20 protein-coding genes are annotated in these 18,509 nt (G+C 63.8%); 10 read left to right on the top strand and 10 right to left on the bottom strand.

Features of this window, described 5'->3' with window-relative positions; all coding sequences use genetic code 11:
• Positions 1–79: 79 nt before the first annotated feature.
• The gene (locus BLP76_RS12445; protein WP_092813505.1) at positions 80–1,432 is read right to left on the bottom strand and encodes a substrate-binding protein; all 1,353 of its coding nucleotides are present in this window, start codon (positions 1,430–1,432) and stop codon (positions 80–82) included.
• A 266-nt stretch (positions 1,433–1,698) separates the two neighbouring features.
• Positions 1,699–2,163, bottom strand: a complete 465-nt coding sequence (gene rplS / locus BLP76_RS12440) for a 50S ribosomal protein L19 (RefSeq protein ID WP_092813502.1) — start codon at positions 2,161–2,163, stop codon at positions 1,699–1,701.
• A 322-nt stretch (positions 2,164–2,485) separates the two neighbouring features.
• Here rplS and BLP76_RS12435 point away from each other — a divergent pair, with 322 nt between their 5' ends.
• Positions 2,486–3,235, top strand: a complete 750-nt coding sequence (locus tag BLP76_RS12435; protein WP_092813499.1) for a sulfite exporter TauE/SafE family protein — start codon at positions 2,486–2,488, stop codon at positions 3,233–3,235.
• A 77-nt stretch (positions 3,236–3,312) separates the two neighbouring features.
• Here BLP76_RS12435 and BLP76_RS18630 read toward each other — a convergent pair whose 3' ends face one another.
• The 7 genes from BLP76_RS18630 to BLP76_RS12405 form a co-directional block, all read right to left on the bottom strand.
• A complete protein-coding gene (locus BLP76_RS18630) occupies positions 3,313–3,843 on the bottom strand; it encodes a hypothetical protein (RefSeq protein ID WP_139163746.1) in 531 nt (176 codons plus the stop codon).
• Positions 3,844–3,936: 93 nt separating this feature from the next.
• Positions 3,937–4,632, bottom strand: a complete 696-nt coding sequence (gene trmD / locus BLP76_RS12430; RefSeq protein ID WP_092813496.1) for a tRNA (guanosine(37)-N1)-methyltransferase TrmD — start codon at positions 4,630–4,632, stop codon at positions 3,937–3,939.
• A gap of 12 nt (positions 4,633–4,644) precedes the next feature.
• The gene (locus BLP76_RS12425) at positions 4,645–4,944 is read right to left on the bottom strand and encodes a putative quinol monooxygenase (RefSeq protein WP_092813493.1); all 300 of its coding nucleotides are present in this window, start codon (positions 4,942–4,944) and stop codon (positions 4,645–4,647) included.
• Positions 4,941–5,558, bottom strand: coding sequence for a ribosome maturation factor RimM (rimM, locus tag BLP76_RS12420; protein WP_092813490.1), 618 nt, complete (start codon positions 5,556–5,558; stop codon positions 4,941–4,943). Before rimM ends, BLP76_RS12425 begins: the two co-directional genes overlap by 4 nt.
• Before the next feature lie 33 nt (positions 5,559–5,591).
• Positions 5,592–5,975, bottom strand: a complete 384-nt coding sequence (rpsP, locus tag BLP76_RS12415; protein WP_092813487.1) for a 30S ribosomal protein S16 — start codon at positions 5,973–5,975, stop codon at positions 5,592–5,594.
• Between the two features lie 24 nt (positions 5,976–5,999).
• Positions 6,000–7,520 (bottom strand): signal recognition particle protein, encoded by a 1,521-nt coding sequence (gene ffh, locus BLP76_RS12410; RefSeq protein ID WP_092813483.1) that lies wholly within the window; start codon positions 7,518–7,520, stop codon positions 6,000–6,002.
• A gap of 148 nt (positions 7,521–7,668) precedes the next feature.
• Positions 7,669–8,634, bottom strand: a complete 966-nt coding sequence (locus BLP76_RS12405; protein WP_170130473.1) for a LysR substrate-binding domain-containing protein — start codon at positions 8,632–8,634, stop codon at positions 7,669–7,671.
• A 109-nt stretch (positions 8,635–8,743) separates the two neighbouring features.
• Between BLP76_RS12405 and BLP76_RS12400 the strand changes: the two genes are divergently transcribed.
• From BLP76_RS12400 to BLP76_RS12360, 9 genes are all read left to right on the top strand, one after another.
• Positions 8,744–9,775, top strand: coding sequence for an ABC transporter substrate-binding protein (locus tag BLP76_RS12400; RefSeq protein WP_092813788.1), 1,032 nt, complete (start codon positions 8,744–8,746; stop codon positions 9,773–9,775).
• Between the two features lie 71 nt (positions 9,776–9,846).
• Entirely contained in the window at positions 9,847–10,911 is a 1,065-nt protein-coding gene (locus BLP76_RS12395) for an ABC transporter ATP-binding protein (RefSeq protein WP_092813477.1), read from the top strand.
• On the top strand, positions 10,908–11,768 hold the full coding sequence (locus BLP76_RS12390) for an ABC transporter permease (RefSeq protein ID WP_092813474.1): 861 nt from the start codon (positions 10,908–10,910) through the stop codon (positions 11,766–11,768). The genes BLP76_RS12395 and BLP76_RS12390 overlap by 4 nt, the downstream gene beginning before the upstream one ends.
• Entirely contained in the window at positions 11,765–12,565 is an 801-nt protein-coding gene (locus BLP76_RS12385; protein ID WP_092813471.1) for an ABC transporter permease, read from the top strand. The genes BLP76_RS12390 and BLP76_RS12385 overlap by 4 nt, the downstream gene beginning before the upstream one ends.
• A complete protein-coding gene (locus BLP76_RS12380; protein WP_092813468.1) occupies positions 12,562–13,671 on the top strand; it encodes an NAD(P)/FAD-dependent oxidoreductase in 1,110 nt (369 codons plus the stop codon). Before BLP76_RS12385 ends, BLP76_RS12380 begins: the two co-directional genes overlap by 4 nt.
• Entirely contained in the window at positions 13,655–13,951 is a 297-nt protein-coding gene (locus BLP76_RS12375; protein WP_092813465.1) for a (2Fe-2S)-binding protein, read from the top strand. Before BLP76_RS12380 ends, BLP76_RS12375 begins: the two co-directional genes overlap by 17 nt.
• Complete coding sequence (locus BLP76_RS12370) at positions 13,951–15,375, top strand: FAD/NAD(P)-dependent oxidoreductase (RefSeq protein ID WP_092813462.1); 1,425 nt, start codon at positions 13,951–13,953, stop codon at positions 15,373–15,375. The genes BLP76_RS12375 and BLP76_RS12370 overlap by 1 nt, the downstream gene beginning before the upstream one ends.
• Positions 15,376–15,385: 10 nt before the next feature.
• Positions 15,386–16,507, top strand: coding sequence for an NAD(P)/FAD-dependent oxidoreductase (locus BLP76_RS12365; RefSeq protein WP_338081427.1), 1,122 nt, complete (start codon positions 15,386–15,388; stop codon positions 16,505–16,507).
• A 40-nt stretch (positions 16,508–16,547) separates the two neighbouring features.
• Entirely contained in the window at positions 16,548–16,892 is a 345-nt protein-coding gene (locus BLP76_RS12360; RefSeq protein ID WP_092813456.1) for a RidA family protein, read from the top strand.
• A 148-nt stretch (positions 16,893–17,040) separates the two neighbouring features.
• Here the strand turns inward: BLP76_RS12360 and BLP76_RS12355 are convergent, their stop codons facing one another.
• Positions 17,041–18,345 carry a YihY/virulence factor BrkB family protein gene (locus tag BLP76_RS12355; protein ID WP_092813453.1) on the bottom strand — a complete coding sequence of 435 codons (1,305 nt, stop codon included), beginning with the start codon at positions 18,343–18,345 and terminating at the stop codon, positions 17,041–17,043.
• Between the last annotated feature and the right edge of the window lie 164 nt (positions 18,346–18,509).

Raw genomic sequence — 18,509 nt, 5'->3', positions numbered from 1 at the left:
TCGCAAAGCGGGTCGATCAGGCATCAACGGGGGGAGGAAGCCGACCGCACAAAGGCGGTCGGCACCGGTTGCTTGGGCTTTAGCAGCCCTGGACCTCGTAGGGACCGAGCTCGCCGCCGAAGATCGACGGGTCGTAGGTCACCTGCTCGGTCGGCACCACTTCGACGACTTCCAGGATGTCGAACTGGTTGGAGGGGTTTTCCTTGCCCTTCACGACGAGCACCGGCTTGAAGCACTGGTGGTCTTCGGCGCGATAGAGCGTCTTGCCGTTGCCGAGGCCTTCGAACTCGAAGCCTTCCAGCGCCTTGATCACCGCCGGCGGCGTGAACTCGCCCGCCGTCTCGCAGGCATTGGCGTAGAGGATGGTCTGGGCGTAGCAGGTCTGCGCCGCCTGCGACGGCGGCTGGCCGTATTCCTGGCCGAACGACTTCGCAAAGGCCTTGGTGCCGTCGTTGTCGAGCTGCCAGTTCCAGTTGGCGGTGCCGAGAATGCCCTTCACGGCCTCGCCGGCGCCCATCGCCATCAGCTCCGAATAGAGCGGCACGACGATCTGGAAATCTTTGCCGTTCACCTGCTTCTCGCGCATGCCGAACTGCACCGCCTGGCGCAGCGAGTTCACCATGTCGGAACCGTAATGGTTGAGGATCAACACGTCGGCGCCCGAATTCAGGACCGGCGTCAGATACTGCGAGAAATCGCCGGCGCCGAGCGGCGTACGGACGGTCTGAACCGTCTCCCAGCCGAGCTTTTCGGTGGCGTCCTTGATCGATTCTTCCTGCGTCCAGCCCCAGGTGTAGTCGGCCGTCAGATGATAGGCCTTGCGGTCCTTGCCGTATTCCTGGGCGAGGATCGGGCCGAGCGCCTGGCCCGACATATAGGCGTTGAAGAAGTGGCGGAAGCCGTAGCGGCGCTTGTCCTTGCCGGTCGTGTCGTTGGAATGCGTAAGGCCGGCCATGAAGATCACGCCGGTTTCCTGGCACAGCGACTGCACCGCGACCGCGACGCCCGACGAGGAACCGCCGGAGATCATCAAGGCGCCGTCCTTCTCGATCATGCGCTTGGCTGACGCGCGGGCGGCGTCCGACTTCGTCTGCGTGTCGCCCGATACATAGGCGACCTTCTTGCCGAGAATGCCGTTGCCCTTGAGGTTCGACGGCTTGAAAGTGTTGAGCGCGCCGCCGTCGCCTTCACCGTTCAGATGCTTGACGGCGAGCTGGAAGGCCTTGAGTTCATCGAGGCCCTCATCGGCGTAGGGCCCCGTCTGCGGCACGTTGAAACCGAGCGTGACCGTGTCGCCCGTCGGCATGTTGCAGTATTCGGCCGCATACGCACCCTTGATGAAGAAATGCGGGGCCGCGAGTACGCTCGCGCCGGCAGCGGAGGCCTTGAGGAGGCTGCGGCGAGACAGACTCGTCCTATCGTTGGTGCTCATGAGCGTTCATTCCTCCAGTATATTTTTCAATTCGTTGGCGGCGGACCGCATTCGGGCGACGCTGGTTCGCCATGCGTTTCGGTATAGGTCCCATGCACCCACCGCAATACTACTTTCGATGGTCCGCGCCGTTCCGACAAGGCTCGGTTGCACTGCCGCAAAATTTTCTGAAGGACAAACGTTCGATCGCGCAAATAAAAAGGCGCCCCGCGGGGCGCCTTTGAATGTCGCGGCCCGATAAAACGGACCGGAATAAAAGCTGAAGCTCAGGCTTCGGCGTTTTCTGCCTTGGCCGCTTCCTTGGCTTCCTTGACGGCTGCACGCTCGGCGGCTGCGATTTCTCGCGCCTCGTCGTTCAACCGCTTGGCGCGCACGCGCGCATCTTCGGCGATACGTGCCGACTTGCCGCGACGGCCGCGCAGATAATAGAGCTTCGCGCGCCGCACCTTGCCGCGCCGCACAACTTCGAGCTTTTCGATCAGCGGAGAATAAACCGGGAAGACGCGCTCAACGCCCTCGCCGTACGAGATCTTCCGCACCGTGAAGCTCTCGTGAAGACCGCCGCCGGAGCGCGCGATAACGACGCCCTCATAGGCCTGCAGACGGGTGCGGTTGCCGTCCGTCACACGCACATGTACGCGGACCGTGTCGCCCGCCTCGAACTCCGGAATGACACGCCGATCGACGATCGTCGCCATCTCCGCCTGCTCGATCTCTTGGATCGCGTTCATCTCTCAAACCTCTTCGTCGCGCGCTGGTTTGTTTCGACGTATCGTTTCACGACGAAACGACCGTTGCGCGGCTTTGTTTCGCACATCGGATCGGAAGTTGGCGGCCATATACACGCTCTCTGGCCTCATGTCGACGCCCCCGGCATGCAAAAACGACGCTGCGGCGAGACTCTGCGGCTCCGACCCGCCCCCGATGACACCTTTCATCTCTTGTCACAATGGCGGACTTGCCTTTTGCGCTCCGGTACAGACAGGTTTAGGACGTGCGCCGCCAACAAACGGCCATCCACCCGCCCCACACCGCTACGACGAAACCTGCGCCATGTCTCTTCTCGACATTCTTCTGCTCGTCCTCGCCGGTTTCGTCTCCGGTGCCATCAATGCCGTTGCCGGTGGCGGCACCTTCATCGCCTTCGGCGCGCTCACCCTCGTCGGCGTACCCCCGATCACCGCGAACGCCACGAGCTCCATCACCCAGTTCCCGGGTTATGTCACCTCGACGCTCGCCTATCGCAGCGAATTGCGAAAGATTGGCCGTGCCGCCCTTCCCTATCTCGTCGTCTCCGTCTTCGGCGGGCTCATCGGCGCGCTCGTGCTTTTGGCGCTCGACAACCCGCAATTCCGCGCCATGGTGCCCTGGCTCCTCATCGGGGCAACGGCACTTTTCGCCGCTGGTCCGCGCATGACGCGCGCGCTGAAAGCACGCGACCTGCATGCGCCGCGCCCGCTCGCCTGGACGATCCAGTTCGTCGTGGCGATCTATGGCGGCTTCTTCGGCGCCGGCATGGGCATCATGATGCTCGCCTCGCTCGGGCTCACCGAGGGCGATGATTTTCATCGCATCAACGCCATCAAGACGCTTTTATCGGTGGTCATCGCCATCATCGCGATCGCCGTCTTCGTCCAGGGCGGCATCGTCGATTGGAGCGCCGGGTCGGTGATGCTCGTCGCCGTCGCGCTCGGCGGCTATCTCGGCGTCGCCGCGGCACGCAAATTCCCGCAGACCTATGTCCGCGGCTTCGTCATCGCCGTCGGCCTCGTCCTCACCGTCTATTATTTCGTGACGGGCTGAGGGCGCTGTAGTTTCCTAGTGCTTCATTCGCGCGCAACCGATAACCCATACCCTAAAGGACCACCATCAACAAAGGCTCACGCAGACTCGTTGCCCCGCAGAAATACATATGACCCCCTCTTTCGCCGCTTATCACTGAAACCAGAGAGTAATTCGTGAGAGAGCTTCTCCCATTCGTCGTCCAGCACCTTTCTCGATGCCCCATAAAAACCTTCCTCTTCGCAATCATCAAACGACGACGTCAACATTGAATTCATAATACACAATATTTTTTTATGGCTCTTTTTATCTGTATCTAAACATAAAGATGCATAACTATATATTGACCTTGCTTTGCTTATTACCCTTTGAGACTCGATTTCAATATCACATCGCAATTTAATATTATCTCGAAACAAATAATCATTTTTTTGAGCACATAGCGATCGATAAAGCTTCAGAATCCCAACGAATTCAGAAAGCTCTTCTCGAAGATCATTAATCCAGCGCAGCCTAAATTCAGCTAATTTTGCTGTCGACAGGTTTCGAATCTGAAACCATACCGAAAAAAATGCTATGATTGCAGCTGCAATAGCAGCTGCGGCGGCAAAATAAGACGCATCGGGCATAACATCACCGAAACACTAAAGACACCTTTGTTTAGGAACTTCAAAACAACAAATCAGACACGCAACAACAAGAGGACATAACGCCTCGCGTCTCTACTTTTCTTCCGACGCCTCAAGCAGATCCGGGCGTCTCTCGCGCGTCAGCCTGAGCGCCTCCGCGCGCCGCCATTCGGCGACCTTGCCGTGATGGCCTGAGGTCAGGACCTGCGGGATCTCGCGGCCCTCGAATTCCTGCGGCCGCGTATATTGCGGATATTCCAGAAGCCCGTTTTCAAAACTCTCTTCAGAGGCCGATTCCGCCTTGCCCATGACGCCGGGCAGAAGCCGCACGACGGCATCGAGAAGAGCAAGTGCTGCAATCTCGCCGCCCGAGAGAATGAAATCGCCGACAGAGACCTCTTCAAGGCCTCGCGCCTCGATGACGCGCTCGTCGATGCCCTCAAACCGCCCGCAGACGATGACGAGGCCGGGGCCTTCGGCCCAGCCCTTCACCATCTGCTGGCTCAGCGGTCGTCCGCGCGGGCTCATCAGAAGGCGCGGGCGCGGATCGCCATCGGGCGCCGCGGCATCGATCGCCGCCGCCATCACGTCCGCGCGCATCACCATGCCCGGCCCGCCGCCGGCCGGCGTGTCGTCGACCATGCGGTGCGTGCCGATACCATGCTCGCGGATCTGCCGCGCCTCGAGCGCGAAACGGCCCGCCTCGAGCGCCCGCCCGGCCAGCGAGATGCCGAGCGGCCCCGGAAACATTTCGGGAAAGAGCGTGAGAACGCTCGCCTTGAAGCTCATTCCGGACCGGTCCTAGACCGGTTCGCCGTCATCGGCGGCATAGGCTTTGACGCTCCGTCCGGAAACGACGATCGCAGACAGCGCCTGGCGCCATTCCGCCATATGCGCGGTCTTGAAATGGGCCGCGAGCGCCTCGCGGCTTTCCCATTTCTCGAACACGCGCACGAGCCCCGCCACCTCGAGATCGAAGGCGAAGGTGTAGAGGAGGCAGCCCGTCTCCTGCCGCGTCGCGGCCATCACCTTTTGCGCCGCCGGCAGAAAGGCGTCGCGCTTATCCTCGGGAATACGAAATTCGCCGGCGACGATGATCATGCTCTGTCCTCTTCCGCCGGGCCTTCGCCTGCGTCCCCTGTCTGCGGGGCCTCTTCCTGCGCATCTTCACTCGCCGCGTCGTCTTCCCGCACCTCGATCTCGTCGGGCAGGACGACGACGATGCGCCCGCCACCAAGATCGATGGAGGGAACCACCTCGCGCGTGAAGGAGACGAGTAGGCTCTCGCCTCGCTCCGGCTTCACTTCGAGGATATCGCCGCCGCCGAAATCGTGCACGGCGACGACCCGCCCGAGCGGCGAACCGTCGGGCGCCTCGGCCGCAAGGCCGATCAGATCGGCGTAATAGAACTCGTCTTCGTCAGGCACCGGCAGCGCCGCGCGCGCAACGAAGAGCATCGTGCCGTTGAGCGCCTCGGCCGCATTGCGGTCCGACACGCCCTTGAAGCGGGCGACGACCATGTCGCCCTTGTCGGCACGCAGCTCCTTGATGGAGAAACTCCGCCCGTCCGACGCGAGAAGCGGCGAATAGTCGGCGAGCGCCAGGGGATCGGCGGTGAAGGTTTTCACCCGCACCTCGCCTCTGACGCCATGCGCCCGGCCGATCTTTGCGACGATGAGGCGGTCTCCCGCCGCACGATCTTGCGTAACCGCCATCGGCCCGTCCTGCCGTACCGGCAAAGCGGCGGATTACTCCGCCGCTTCCTCGGCAGGCGCCTCGGCGGCAGCCTTCGCCTCTTCTTCGGCCTGGCGGCGCATTTCGAGGCGCTCCTTGGCCTTGGCGCCGAGCTCGGCCTTCTTCGGGTTGTTGCGCGCCGGACGCTTGGCAAGGCCGGCAGCGTCGAGGAAGCGCAAGACGCGATCGGTCGGCTGGGCACCCTGCGACAGCCAGTATTCGACGCGCTCGGTGTTGAGCACGACGCGCTCGGCATGATCCTTCGGGAGAAGCGGATTGTAGGTGCCGACACGCTCGATGTAGCGGCCATCGCGCGGGGAGCGCTCGTCGGCGGCCACGACCCGGTAGAACGGGCGCTTCTTGCTGCCGCCGCGGGACAATCTCAGTTTCACAGTCATTTCAGTCTTCCTTGCGTTTGAACCTTATTTCTTCTTGCCGCGGCCAAGACCGGGAAGCCCCGGCAGACCGCCCATCCCGCCTCCCATTCCAGGAAGGCCCGGCAATCCTTTGGGCAGGCCGCCCGGCATACCGCCGAGACCGCCTGAGAGCCCGCCGGGCATGCCGCCCGGCAAACCGCCCTTCTGCATTTCTTCCAGCATGGCCGGATCGGGCTGTGCGCCCCCGAAGAGACCCGCCATCTTCTTGTTGCGGCCGAGCTTCTTCATCATGTCCGACATCTGCCGGTGCATCTTGAGGAGCTTGTTGACGTCCTGCACCTCGACGCCGGAGCCCGCCGCCACGCGCTTCTTGCGGCTCGCATTCATCACCGCTGGCTTCTGCCGCTCCTGGCGCGTCATCGACGAGATGATGGCGAGCTGGCGTTTCACGACGCTGTCGTCGATTCCGGCTGCAGCCACCTGCTTCTTCATTTTGCCGATGCCCGGCATCATGCTCATGATGCCCGACATGCCGCCGATCTTTTCCATCTGACGAAGCTGTTCGGCGAAATCCTCGAGGTCGAACTCGCCCTTCTTCATCTTCTGGGCGGTCTTGAGGGCCTTCTCCTGGTCGATCTGCTCCGAGGCCCGTTCGACGAGCGAGACGATGTCGCCCATGCCGAGAATGCGGTCGGCGATGCGCGACGGATGGAAGGCCTCGATCGCGTCGATCTTTTCGCCGGTGCCGATGAGCTTGATCGGCTTGCCGGTGACGGCGCGCATGGAAAGTGCCGCGCCGCCGCGCCCGTCGCCGTCGATACGGGTCAGGACGATGCCCGTCACCGCGCAGCGCTCGTTGAAGGAACGCGCCACATTGACGGCGTCCTGGCCGGTCAGAGCATCGGCGACGAGGAGGATTTCATGCGGATTTGAAGCCCGCTTCACCTCCTCCATCTCGATCATCAAGGGCTCGTCGATATGCGTGCGGCCCGCCGTATCGAGCATGACCACGTCGTAGCCGCCGAGCCGTGCCGCATTCTGCGCCCGCTTGGCGATGTCGACCGGCCCCTGCCCTTCGATGATCGGCAAGGTCGCGACGCCGATCTGTTCGCCGAGCACCTTGAGCTGCTCCTGCGCGGCCGGCCGGCGGGTGTCGAGCGAGGCCATCAAGACCTTTTTCTTCTCCCGCTCCGACAGGCGCTTGGCGATCTTCGCCGTCGAGGTCGTCTTACCCGAGCCCTGCAGACCGACCATCATGATGGCGACGGGCGGTGCGGCGTGGAGATTGATCTCCGAGGCTTCCTCGCCCAGCATCTCGACGAGCTGGTCGTGCACGATCTTGACGACCATCTGCCCCGGCTTGACGGAGCGCACGACTTCGGCGCCGACGGCGCGCTCGCGCACCTTCTCGGTGAAGGCGCGCACCACTTCGAGTGCGACGTCCGCTTCCAGAAGGGCTCGCCGCACTTCTCGCAGCGCTTCCGAGACGTCCTTCTCGGAAAGTGCTCCGCGGCCGGTGATCTTGTCGAAGATGCCTGACAGGCGATCTGATAGGGTATCGAACATGGCGCGTCTCGAGCGTTCAATGCAAATTGCATCCGCGGGCGAACCTTCGCTGGCGGATGGTGACCTCCGGAATCCCGTTCCGGTCGGCGGGTCGTAAATCTGGCTCTTTTATAGAGTGTCGCTCACCTAAGCGGCAGCGCGCCACAAGTCAAGGATGCGTCGCGCCCGCAAACCGCGAATCGGCGGCCGGGTCGCAGCCCAGCGTGCCGTGCAGCTCCGCCTCCAGCTCCTCCACCGCGCCCCGGATCTCGTCCATCAGCTCGAGCGCCAGCTGCGACAGCTCCTGATAGGTGGACGTCAAAAGCCAGGTCGTCATGGCGATCGGCTCGGTGAGCGGGCGGAACACGACATCCGGAAAGCCCGCCTCGAACGACACGAGCGAGGGCACGATCGCCACCCCGCAGCCGGATGCCACCATGCTGCAGGCCGCATCGGCCATCTGCACTTCGGCTGCCGGCCGCATCGCCAGCCCCGCACGCTGAAACGCCTCATCGATGAGCGGATAGGAAAGATCGTCCCGCCCGAGCGCCACGAGACGCTCCTCGGCGATCATTTCAAGCGAGATCGCCGCCTTGCGCGCCAGAGGATGCTCGCGGCGCAGGGCGCAGATCATGGAGATGCTCGTAAACGGCTCGCAATGCAGCGCCGGGTTGCTCGTCGGCACGAGCGAGATGCCGAAATCCGCCGCCCGCGTGATCATCGAATTCTCCACGCTGCGAGAGGTGCGCGTGAAGAGGGACAAAAGCACATCGGGCCGATCACATAAAAGGGCGCCCACCTTGCGCGGGATGAGCCGCATGCTGATCGCGGGAAAGGCGACGATGGAGATCTCGCCGCGCTGCAATTCGCGGATGGCGCGCGCCGCCTCGTGCACGCGCGTCAGGCCTTGCTCCAGCTTGGAGGTTTCGACGAACAATTGCCGCGCCTCCGGCGTCGGCACGACGCGGCGCTTGGTGCGGGTGAAGAGCGGCAGGTCGCAGGCCACTTCGAAGGCGTGCAGCAACTTGCTCACCGCCGGCTGGCTAACGAACAATCCTTCCGCCGCTTTGGTGACGGACCCGGCCTTCATGACGGCGTTGAAGGCTTCGACCTGCCGTATATTGGGCTTCGCCAAGGCGCACCTCATAACCTTTGGGAATGAGGTGTACATATAATCTCATTTGAAACACCCGGAAAACGCCCATTCAATGATCATGTCTCAAAAGAATACAGAGGGGTTCTCAATGAAACCGGTCATCATGGCGCTTGCAGCCGCAAGCTCCCTCCTAGCCGTTCAGACTGCACAGGCGCAGGATACCCTCGTCGTCGGCGGTTATGGCGGCTCTTTCGAAACCTTGATGAAGGAAGTCGTCTTCCCCGAATTTGAGAAGACGCATGACGTGACGATCCAGTTCGTCGCCGGCAATTCCACCGAAAACCTTGCGCGCCTTCAGGCGCAGAAGGGCAATCAGGAACTCGACGTCGTCATCCTCGACGACGGCCCGATGTATCAGGCCGACGCCCTCGGCTTCTGCGCCCCGATGAGCAAGGGGGCGGTCTTCGACGACGTCTACGATCTCGCCAAGCTCGGCCCCAATTCCATCGGCGTCGGCTTCGTCGCGACCGGTTTCACCTACAACACCGAATGGTTCGAGCGCGAAGGCTGGGATCCCCCCGCAAGCTGGGAAGACCTGAAGGATCCGAAATATGAAGGCATCCTGTCGATCCCGCCGATCAGCAACACCTATGGTCTGCACACCCTCATCATGATGGCGCGCCTCAACGGCGGCGGTGAGAAGGACATCGATCCGGGCTTTGAGGTGATGGCCGATGAGGTCGCGCCGAACGTGCTCGTCTTCGAGCCGTCCTCGGGCAAGATGTCGGAGCTCTTCCAGTCGCAGGAAATCGCCCTGTCGATCTGGGGTTCGGGCCGCACCAAGTCGCTCGCCGATACGGGCTTCCCGGCAAAATTCGCCTATCCGAAGGAAGGCGCCGTCGCCCTCATGCTCGCCGCCTGCCCTGTCGTCGACAGCAACGTTTCCGAGGCCGCCAACGAGTTCATCCAATACCTTCTGACGCCGGAAATTCAGGTGAAGCTCGCCGACGTCATGGGCTCCGGCCCGGTCAACCGCAAAGCGGAACTGACCGAAGAGCAGGCCTCCTTCCTGCCCTATGGACCTGAGCAGATCGAAAACCTCGTCGCCGTCGACTGGGATACGATCAACCCGAACCGCGAAGAATGGACCAAGCGCTGGGCGCGCGAGGTCGAACGCTGAGTTGAACGGCACTGCGGGAGTGCGCTGCACTCCCGCCTCCGCCCCCACCTGCCGGCTTTGCGAGTTCACAGATGCCTTTCCTTCAGCTTAGCGGCCTGACCAAGCGCTTCGGCGACGTCGTGGCCGTCGAAGATTTTTCGCTCGCCGTCGAGAAAGGCGAGTTCGTCTCCCTCCTCGGTCCCTCCGGCTGCGGCAAGACCACGACGCTGCAGATGATCGCCGGCTTCGAGCAGCCGACCTCCGGACACATCATGCTCAATGGTCGCCACCTGGAAGAGGTGCCGGCGCGCAACCGCGGGCTGGGCATCGTCTTCCAGACCTATGCGCTCTTCCCGCATATGACGGTGGAAGAAAACGTCGCCTTCGGCCTGGAGATGCGCGGCATCGACAAGAAGGAACGTGCGCGCAAGGTCGCCGGAGCGCTGGAGCTCGTACAGCTTGCCCATCTCGCCAAGCGCTATCCCCGGGCGATGTCCGGCGGCCAGCGCCAGCGCGTGGCACTCGCCCGGGCCCTCGTGATCGAACCGGAGCTTCTCCTCCTCGACGAGCCTCTCTCCAATCTCGACGCCAAGCTGCGCGAGGAAATGCAGCTCGAATTGCGGCGCATCCAGCAGGAGGCGGGCGTGACGACGCTTCTCGTCACCCACGATCAGAACGAGGCGATGGCGCTCTCAGACCGCGTCGCGGTCATGCATCACGGTCGGCTGATGCAGCAAGAAACGCCCTTCCACGTCTACGAAAACCCGAAATCCTCCTTCATCTCGACCTTCCTCGGCAAGACCAACAGCCTCACAGCCACGCTGAAGACGACGAATGACGAAGGCTCCGCTCTCGTCTGCAACGGCATGGAGCTTGCCGGTCCGCCCGCCCATCTGCGGCCCGGCCCGATTACCGTCTCCTTGCGGCCGGAACGCATCGAGATCGTCGAGGCGGGCGAGGCCGTCGTCTCTGGCCCGGTGATCGAGCGCATCTTCCTCGGCGACCAATGGCTCTTCCGCATCGAAACGCCGATCGGACCTCTCCTCGTCGTGCGCCGCAACCGCGGCCAGCGCGAGCCCGAGCACGGCGAGACCGTGCATCTCGCCTGGACGCCCCATCATCTGCGCCTCCTGCCGAAGGAGGATGAAGCGGCATGACACGTCGATCGCGTTCCCGGCCCTGGATCCTGAGCGCCCCGGCGCTCCTCCTCTTTCTCGTGCTCCTCCTCGTGCCGCTGGCGATGACCTTCATCCTCAGCTTCCACAGCTTCTCCTTCTATGGCGGCATCACCCCGACCTTCTCGCTGGAGAATTATATCGAGGTCCTGAGCGACGGTTATTTCTACGAGATTTTCGGGCGCACCTTCGCGATCGCGCTCGCCACCACGCTCATCTGCGCCGCGATCGGCCTGCCACAGGCCTATTTCCTGTCGCGCATGCACCCGTTCTGGCGCTCGGTGATGCTCCTCGTCGTACTTGGCCCGCTCCTCATCTCCGTGGTGGTGCGCACGCTCGGCTGGGCGATCCTCCTCGGCAACAAGGGCGTCATCAACGACGCCTTGCGCGACCTTGGCCTCATCACCTCGCCGATCCGCATGATGTACACCTCGGGTGGCATCGTGCTCGCCCTCGTCCATGTCATGGTGCCGTTCATGATCCTCGCCATCTGGGCAGCCCTTCAGCGCACCGATCCGGCGACCGAAAGTGCCGCGGAATCGCTCGGCGCAAGGCCCTGGACCATCTTCCGCAGGATCGTCCTGCCGCAGGCGATGCCGGGCATCCTGTCGGGCTCCCTCATCGTCTTTTCGCTCTCGGCGAGCGCCTTCGCCACGCCGGCCATCCTCGGCGGGCGGCGCGTCAAGGTCGTCTCCACCACCGTCTATGACGAGTTTCTGAACACCTTGAACTGGCCGCTCGGCGCAGCGATCGCGATGCTTCTGCTCGTCTCGGTGCTCGCCATCATGGTCGGCTGGAACCGGCTCGTCGAACGCCGTTTCGCGGGGGTCTTCGAATGAGACACAACGGCCTCTTCGCCAAAGCCTTCAGCGTTCTTTTCGCCGTCTTCATGCTGGCGCCGCTCGTCGTCGTCATCGGCGTCTCCTTCACGCCGGAAGGCTTTCTGGAATTTCCGCCGAGTGGCCTGTCGCTGCGCTGGTTCCGGGCGATCCTCGACAATCCCGACTTCATCGAAGCGGCCTGGGTCAGCCTCCAGCTCGGCGTCGCCTCCGCGACCGTGTCCTCGATCTTCGCCGTGCCGGCAGCACTCGCCATCGGCCGCGGCCGCTTTCCCGGTCGCGACGCCCTTCAGGCGTTCTTCCTGTCGCCCTTGACGGTGCCGACCGTGGTTCTCGGCATCGCCTTCCTGCGCTTTCTCAGCTTCCTCAATGCCAACGGCACCTTCGTCGGGCTGATGCTCTGCCATGCGATCATCATCATGCCCTTCATCCTGCGCCTCGTTCTCGCCTCGGTGACCGGTCTCGACCGCTCCCAGGAACAGGCGGCGGTGTCGCTCGGCGCCTCCGATTGGACCGTCTTTCGCCGCGTCACCCTGCCGGCCATCATGCCCGGCGTGATCGGCGGCTGGGTCCTTGCTTTCATCACCAGCTTCGACGAACTCACCGTGACGGTGTTCATCGTCAGCCCCACCACAACGACATTGCCAGTGCGTCTCTTCTCCCACATCACCCAGACGACGGATCCCCTCGTCGCCTCCATTTCCACGGTCGCCATTCTCTTCACCGTGGGTCTCATGTTCCTCGTCGATCGCATCTACGGCCTCGATCGCCTCCTCATCGGCGAGGGTGCACGATGAAGGCCGACACCATCGTCATCGGCGGCGGCCTCGTCGGCGCCGCCATCGCCTATGGCCTCGCCCGCGAGGGCGAAAAGGTCGATCTCCTCGACGAGGGCGACGTCGCCTTTCGGGCCTCGCGCGGCAATTTCGGCCTCGTCTGGGTACAGACGAAGGGCCTCAAAATGCCCGAATATGCGCGCTGGACGCGCCGTTCGGCGGATGTGTGGCCGGAATTTTCCGACACCCTCCTGGAGGAGACGGGCGTCTCCACCGCCTATCACAAGCCGGGCGGCGTGCATGTCTGCGTCGACGAGGAGGAGCTTGAGGAACAGGTCAAGATCCTCAACCGCATGAACCAGGAGCATGGCGCGGAATATTACGGCGCCCGGGTTTTGAGCCGCGCCGAACTCGACGACATGCTGCCGGGCCTCGGCCCCGATGTCGTCGGCGGCACCTATTCGCCGCATGACGGCCACGCGAGCCCGCTCTATCTGATGCGCGCTCTGCATGCGGGCCTTCTGAAAAACGGCGGCCGCTATCATCCGAACGCCCGCGGCATCGAGATCGAGCGAGACGGTGGCCACTTTGCCGTGCGCACGCCAGCCGGCACCTTCACCGGCGCCAAGCTCGTGCTCGCCGCCGGCCTCGGCAATCGCGATCTGGGCGAAATGGTCGGGCTCGACATTCCGGTCGAGCCGCTCAAGGGCCAGATCCTGGTGACGGAGCGCACCGCGCCGCTCTTCACCATGCCGACGCATGTCGTGCGCCAGACCGACGAAGGCTCCATCATGATCGGCGACAGCCATGAGGATGAGGGCTTCGACACCACCTCCAAGCCGCGTGTCATGGCGGATATCGCGGCCCGCGCGCTGCGCGCCTTCCCGTTTCTGAAAGATCTGCGCGTCGTGCGCTCATGGGCGGCGTTGCGGGTGATGAGCCCCGACGGCCATCCGATCTATCAGCAATCCGAAACCCATCCCGGCGCCTTCAGCGTCAATTGCCATTCCGGCGTCACGCTCGCCGGCGCCCATGCCATGGCGCTCGCCCCGATGATCGCCCGCGGACGGCTCGACGACGATATGGCCGCCTTTTCTGCAAGGAGATTCAATGTTCAAGCGCGCTGAGGAGACGGGCGCTCCCGCTCTCTCCTTCACCTTCGAAGGCAAGCCCCTGAAGGCCCGCAGCGGCGACACGATCGCAGCGGCCCTTCTCGCGGCCGACGAACGCATTTTCCGCACCACGCCGGTCACCGAGACGCCCCGCGGCCCCTTCTGCCTGATGGGCGTGTGCTTCGACTGCCTCGTCGAGATCGACGGCGTGCCGAACCGCCAGGCCTGCATGGTTCAGGTCGAAGAGGGCATGCAGGTGCGCCGCCAGTCGGGCAGCGCGGAGGTGATTTCCTGATGAGCGCGACGACGAAAAACCGCTACGACGTCGCCATCATCGGCGCCGGTCCCGCCGGCATGGCCGCGGCCGTCGAAGTCACCAAAGCCGGGCTTTCCGCAATCGTTCTCGACGAACAGCCGGCGCCCGGCGGCCAGATCTATCGCGGCATCGAGACGAGCGATGAGAAGCGCACCAAAATCCTTGGGCCCGATTATGCCGCCGGCCGCGACATCGCGAGGGCCTTCCGCGACAGCCGCGCCGAATATCTTCCCGGCGCCACCGTCTGGAACATCGACAGCGCCCTCGGCATCGACGTGTCGCTCGGCCAAGGCTCCAAACACATTCAGGCCGGCGCCATCGTGGTGGCAACGGGCGCCATCGAGCGGCCGACGCCGATGCCGGGCTGGACGCTTCCGGGCGTCACCACGGCCGGCGCTCTGCAGATCCTCTTGAAAGCGAACGGCGTCGTCTCCGACGATGTCGTCTTCGTCGGCTCCGGTCCGCTCCTGTCGCTGATCGCCGCGCAGATGCTGAAGGCCGGCGTCAAGCCGCGTGCGATCGTCGAGACGGTGCCGCAGAGCCGCTACGTGGCCGCGCTCAAGCATCTTCCGGCCGCCCTCGGCGCCGCATCCTATCTCCTGAAGGGGATGGCGATGATGCTGTCGCTGCGCCGTGCCGGCGTGCCGATCTACCGCGATGCGACCGGCATCCGCATCGAGGGCAATGGCAAGGCGGAGGCCGTGACTTTCACCAGCGGCGGCAAATCCCACCGTCTCGAAACCACCTCCGTCGCCCTCCACCAGGGCATCGTGCCGAACCAGCAGGTCACGCGCCTCCTGCGCTGCGAGCACGAATGGAACAAGAGCCAGCATTGCTTCGTGCCGAAGGTCGACGAGTATTTCGAGACGACCATGGCCGACGTCTATGTGGCAGGCGACGGTGCGGGCATCGGCGGCGCGGTTGCAGCCAGGCTGCGCGGGCGTCTCGCGGGCCTCAGGATCGCGGAAAAGGCCGGTCGCGGCAACGCCCAGGAGCGGCGCTCCGTCACCGATGCGCTCATGCGCGAGGCGAAGATCCGGCCGCTTCTGGAAACCCTTTATGCGCCCTCGCCGGAAATTCTCGCCCCCGCCGACGAGACGCTCGTCTGCCGCTGCGAGGAGGTGACGGCTGGCGACATCCGCAAGGCCGTCGATCTCGGCGCGCCGGGCCCCAACCAGGTGAAATCCTTCCTGAGAAGCGGCATGGGCCCCTGTCAGGGCCGCATGTGCGGGCTCGCCGTCAGCGAGATCATCGCCAGCCGGCGCGGCGAACCGATCTCGGAGATCGGCTATTACCGCATCCGCCCGCCGCTGAAGCCGCTCCTTTTGTCGGAGCTCGCAGCGCTCGAAAGCGAGGAAGCCGTTCCGGTCGATCTCGCCGACGAATCCGCAGCCCTACACTGAGGATATGACCGTGACCGGCACGCCTATGGCGGATCTCATCGTCGTCGGCGGCGGCCTCCACGGCTGCTCGGCCGCGCTGCACGCCGCCAAACGCGGCCTGTCGGTGATCGTCATCGAAAAGGACAATGCCGGCCGCCATGCCTCCGGCGTCAATGCCGGCGGCGTGCGCCGCCTTGGGCGGAATTATGCGGAGGTGCCGATCTCGGTGCGCTCGATGGAGATCTGGCACCGGATCGAGGATCTCGTCGACGACGATTGCGGCTTTCAGCGCTGCCCGCAGATCAAGGTGGCGGAGACCGAAGCGGAGCTCGAAACGCTCGCAAAACGTGCCGCCGATCTCCGCGAACTGGGCTTCACCCACGAAGTCATCGTCGATCAGCAGGAATTGCGGCGCCTCCTCCCCGCCGTCGCCCCGCATTGCGTCGGCGGCCTCGCAAGCCTCGATGACGGCTTCGCCATCCCCTACAACACGACCTTCGCCTTTCAGCGCAAGGCGCGCGCGCTCGGCGTCCAGTTCTTCGAGAAGACGCATGTCGAGAACGTGCGCCGCGACGGGAAGGACTGGCACGTCGACACCTCGGCCGGCACGTTTAAGGGACGCAATCTCCTCAACTGCGCCGGCGCCTGGGCGGGCGAAATCGCCAGACAGCTCGGCGAGCATGCCCCCATCGAGGCGATCGCCCCGATGATGATCGTGACGGCGCGCATGAAGCGCTTCTGCGATGCCGTCGTCGGCGGCTGTGGCCGCCCGCTGTCGTTCAAGCAGGCGGAAAACGGCACCGTCATCATCGGCGGCGGACGCCGCGGCTATCCCGATCCGAAGACCAACAAATCCGAGATGCGCTTCTCGCAACTGCGCTATTCGGCGGAGACGGCGATCGGCATTTTTCCGATCATGAAGAGTGCCACCATCGTCCGCTCCTGGGCCGGCATCGAGGGCCGCATGCCCGACGACATTCCCGTCATCGGTCCCTCCTCGACGCACGAAAACGCCTTCCACGCTTTCGGCTTTTCCGCCCATGGCTTCCAGCTCGGCCCGGCCGTGGGCGAACTCATGGCGGAACTGATCGCGACCGGCCATACCAACGCCCCGATCGCACCGTTCTCCATCACCCGCTTCGCCAATTCCTGAAGCGGGCCTCCCCCCCTCCAAAATCAAGCAAGGACACACAATGATCCAGCGTCACATCCAGACGAAGATCAACCACCGCGTCGTGGAGCATAACGGCGTTCTCTATTTCGGCGGCCTCGTCGCCGACGATATGAGCAAGGACATGAAGGGTCAGACGGAAGAGATCTGCAAGAAGATCGACGATCTTCTGGCCAAGGTCGGCTCCTCCAAGGAGAAGCTCCTGACGGCGATGATCTACATCTCCGACTTTTCCCAGAAGGACGGCATGAACGAGGCCTGGCTCGCCTGGCTGCCGGCCGAGCATCTGCCGACCCGCGCCACGATCGGCGTCGCCGAACTCGGCAAGGGCACGCTGATCGAGGTCGTCGTCTCCGCGGCGAAGTAAGCCAAGACCTGACGACGCGTGTCGCCGGCGACCGGCATCAGCCATCGCCTGGCGCCACGCTCTGCAACGGGTTTTCGCCTTCCCCCGGCGGGAACCCCGAGCGGCTCAGCCGCCGCTCCCTTCCTTTCTTCGAGAAATTCGCGCCTGCTCAGCGCTTGGCGGCCTGCGCCGCAGCCAGACGCAGAACCGAGGCGAGAAGGCTCCCTGAAGCCGACCGCCGCCCGCTTTTGGCATCTTTGGCGCTCTTGCCGGCCTTTTTCTCGCTCCGGCTCCGCTTCTCCGTCCCGCTTGCCTCGCGCGCGTCCCGCTTCGACGAATGCCGTCCGCTCTTCGCCGCCCGCCGTTTTGGCGGGGTGAGAAGGATGGCGATCAAAACGAACGGGATTCCGAGCGTGATCAGCTCGCCGAAGCTGAACGGTCGGTCGCGCCCGAGCGGCTGACGCGTGCCGAAGAGGTCGATGCCGGCCCCGCCGCCCGACCCGTCGAGCCCCTTGCCGACCGTATCGGCCATATGCGCACCGCGAAGCCCGATCGGTTTTTCCGGCGACAAGGTCGTGTCGCGGGCGGTCTGATGCTCCATCTCGGCGTTGAGCTCGGCGCCTGCGAGAAGCACGAAGACCGACACCCAGATCCACATCATGATGCCGATCACCGCCCCGAGCGATCCGTAGGTGGCGTTGTAATCGGCGAAATTCGCAATGTACCAGGAGAACAGGATCGAGGCTGCGATCCACACCATGGCGGTGATCGTTCCGCCCCAGGTCACCCAGCGCCAGCGCGACGGCCGTCGGCTCGGCCCGTAGCGATAGAGAATGCCGATCGAAAAGGCGGCAACGAGCAGCAGGATCGGCCACCGGATCGAGGCGATCAGCCAACCCTGATGCAAACCGAGATAGGCGAGCACGGCCGGCACCACGATCGTGGCACTCAAGAACAGGATGATGAGGATCAAAAAGCCGAGCGTGAAGGCGAGCGACACCATGTTGAGGACGAAGAAATTCCTTTTCTCCTTCTCCTCATAGGCGACGTTGAGCGCCTGAAACAGCGACTTCACGCCCTTATTGGCACTCCACAGCGACAAAGCGAGCGTGGTCAGAAACGCGAAGCTGAGCGAGGAGGATTTTGCCGTCACGAGCCGCGACAGCTCCTGCTGCAGGATATCCATGCCCGCCTGCGGCATCACCGCCTGCAGCGACTGCAGCTGTGAGGCGAGATTGGCGGGGTCGTTGTAGAGCCCGTAGATGGAGACGAGCGCGCCGAGCGCCGGGAAGGCGGCGAGGAGCAGATAGAAGGTGACGCCGCCCGCCACCAGCGAGACGCGGTCTTCGCCGATTTCCTGGCTCACACGCCAGAAAATGTCTTTCCAGCCCAGAAACGGTATCTGCGTCGGCTGGCGGGCATCGCGGCCGCGCGGATCGCGGGCATGCTGGTTGTGTGGTCTGTCGTTGTTCATGAATCCCTTGGCCGAATAATCGGCGGCCGGGGCGTTGGTTCCGCCCTATGGCCCGCTGGACAGGCAAGGGGACGGGGTGCGGGCGCCATGCGAGCGCCACAAATCGGCGCCCGGGCCGGCATCCCAAACAGACCCAAGACAAAATGGCGCTTTGCCAGTTTTCG

The sequence above is a fragment of the Afifella marina DSM 2698 genome, assembly GCF_900102695.1.
GTDB classification, from domain to species: Bacteria; Pseudomonadota; Alphaproteobacteria; order Rhizobiales; family Afifellaceae; genus Afifella; species Afifella marina.
This window is presented reverse-complemented; position numbering and strand designations above follow the sequence as displayed.

Excerpts from the sequence above, each read along its gene's own strand:
- BLP76_RS18630 (WP_139163746.1), bottom strand. The coding sequence starts at position 3,843 with ATGCCCGATGCGTCTTATTTTGCCGCCGCAGCTGCTATTGCAGCTGCA.
- ffh (WP_092813483.1), bottom strand. The coding sequence starts at position 7,520 with ATGTTCGATACCCTATCAGATCGCCTGTCAGGCATCTTCGACAAGATC.
- BLP76_RS12380 (WP_092813468.1), top strand. The coding sequence starts at position 12,562 with ATGAAGGCCGACACCATCGTCATCGGCGGCGGCCTCGTCGGCGCCGCC.
- rpsP (WP_092813487.1), bottom strand. The coding sequence starts at position 5,975 with ATGACTGTGAAACTGAGATTGTCCCGCGGCGGCAGCAAGAAGCGCCCG.
- BLP76_RS12360 (WP_092813456.1), top strand. The coding sequence starts at position 16,548 with ATGATCCAGCGTCACATCCAGACGAAGATCAACCACCGCGTCGTGGAG.
- rimM (WP_092813490.1), bottom strand. The coding sequence starts at position 5,558 with ATGGCGGTTACGCAAGATCGTGCGGCGGGAGACCGCCTCATCGTCGCA.
- BLP76_RS12385 (WP_092813471.1), top strand. The coding sequence starts at position 11,765 with ATGAGACACAACGGCCTCTTCGCCAAAGCCTTCAGCGTTCTTTTCGCC.
- BLP76_RS12390 (WP_092813474.1), top strand. The coding sequence starts at position 10,908 with ATGACACGTCGATCGCGTTCCCGGCCCTGGATCCTGAGCGCCCCGGCG.
- rplS (WP_092813502.1), bottom strand. The coding sequence starts at position 2,163 with ATGAACGCGATCCAAGAGATCGAGCAGGCGGAGATGGCGACGATCGTC.
- BLP76_RS12370 (WP_092813462.1), top strand. The coding sequence starts at position 13,951 with ATGAGCGCGACGACGAAAAACCGCTACGACGTCGCCATCATCGGCGCC.
- BLP76_RS12400 (WP_092813788.1), top strand. The coding sequence starts at position 8,744 with ATGAAACCGGTCATCATGGCGCTTGCAGCCGCAAGCTCCCTCCTAGCC.
- BLP76_RS12425 (WP_092813493.1), bottom strand. The coding sequence starts at position 4,944 with ATGATCATCGTCGCCGGCGAATTTCGTATTCCCGAGGATAAGCGCGAC.
- BLP76_RS12375 (WP_092813465.1), top strand. The coding sequence starts at position 13,655 with ATGTTCAAGCGCGCTGAGGAGACGGGCGCTCCCGCTCTCTCCTTCACC.
- BLP76_RS12435 (WP_092813499.1), top strand. The coding sequence starts at position 2,486 with ATGTCTCTTCTCGACATTCTTCTGCTCGTCCTCGCCGGTTTCGTCTCC.
- BLP76_RS12395 (WP_092813477.1), top strand. The coding sequence starts at position 9,847 with ATGCCTTTCCTTCAGCTTAGCGGCCTGACCAAGCGCTTCGGCGACGTC.
- BLP76_RS12355 (WP_092813453.1), bottom strand. The coding sequence starts at position 18,345 with ATGAACAACGACAGACCACACAACCAGCATGCCCGCGATCCGCGCGGC.
- BLP76_RS12445 (WP_092813505.1), bottom strand. The coding sequence starts at position 1,432 with ATGAGCACCAACGATAGGACGAGTCTGTCTCGCCGCAGCCTCCTCAAG.
- trmD (WP_092813496.1), bottom strand. The coding sequence starts at position 4,632 with ATGAGCTTCAAGGCGAGCGTTCTCACGCTCTTTCCCGAAATGTTTCCG.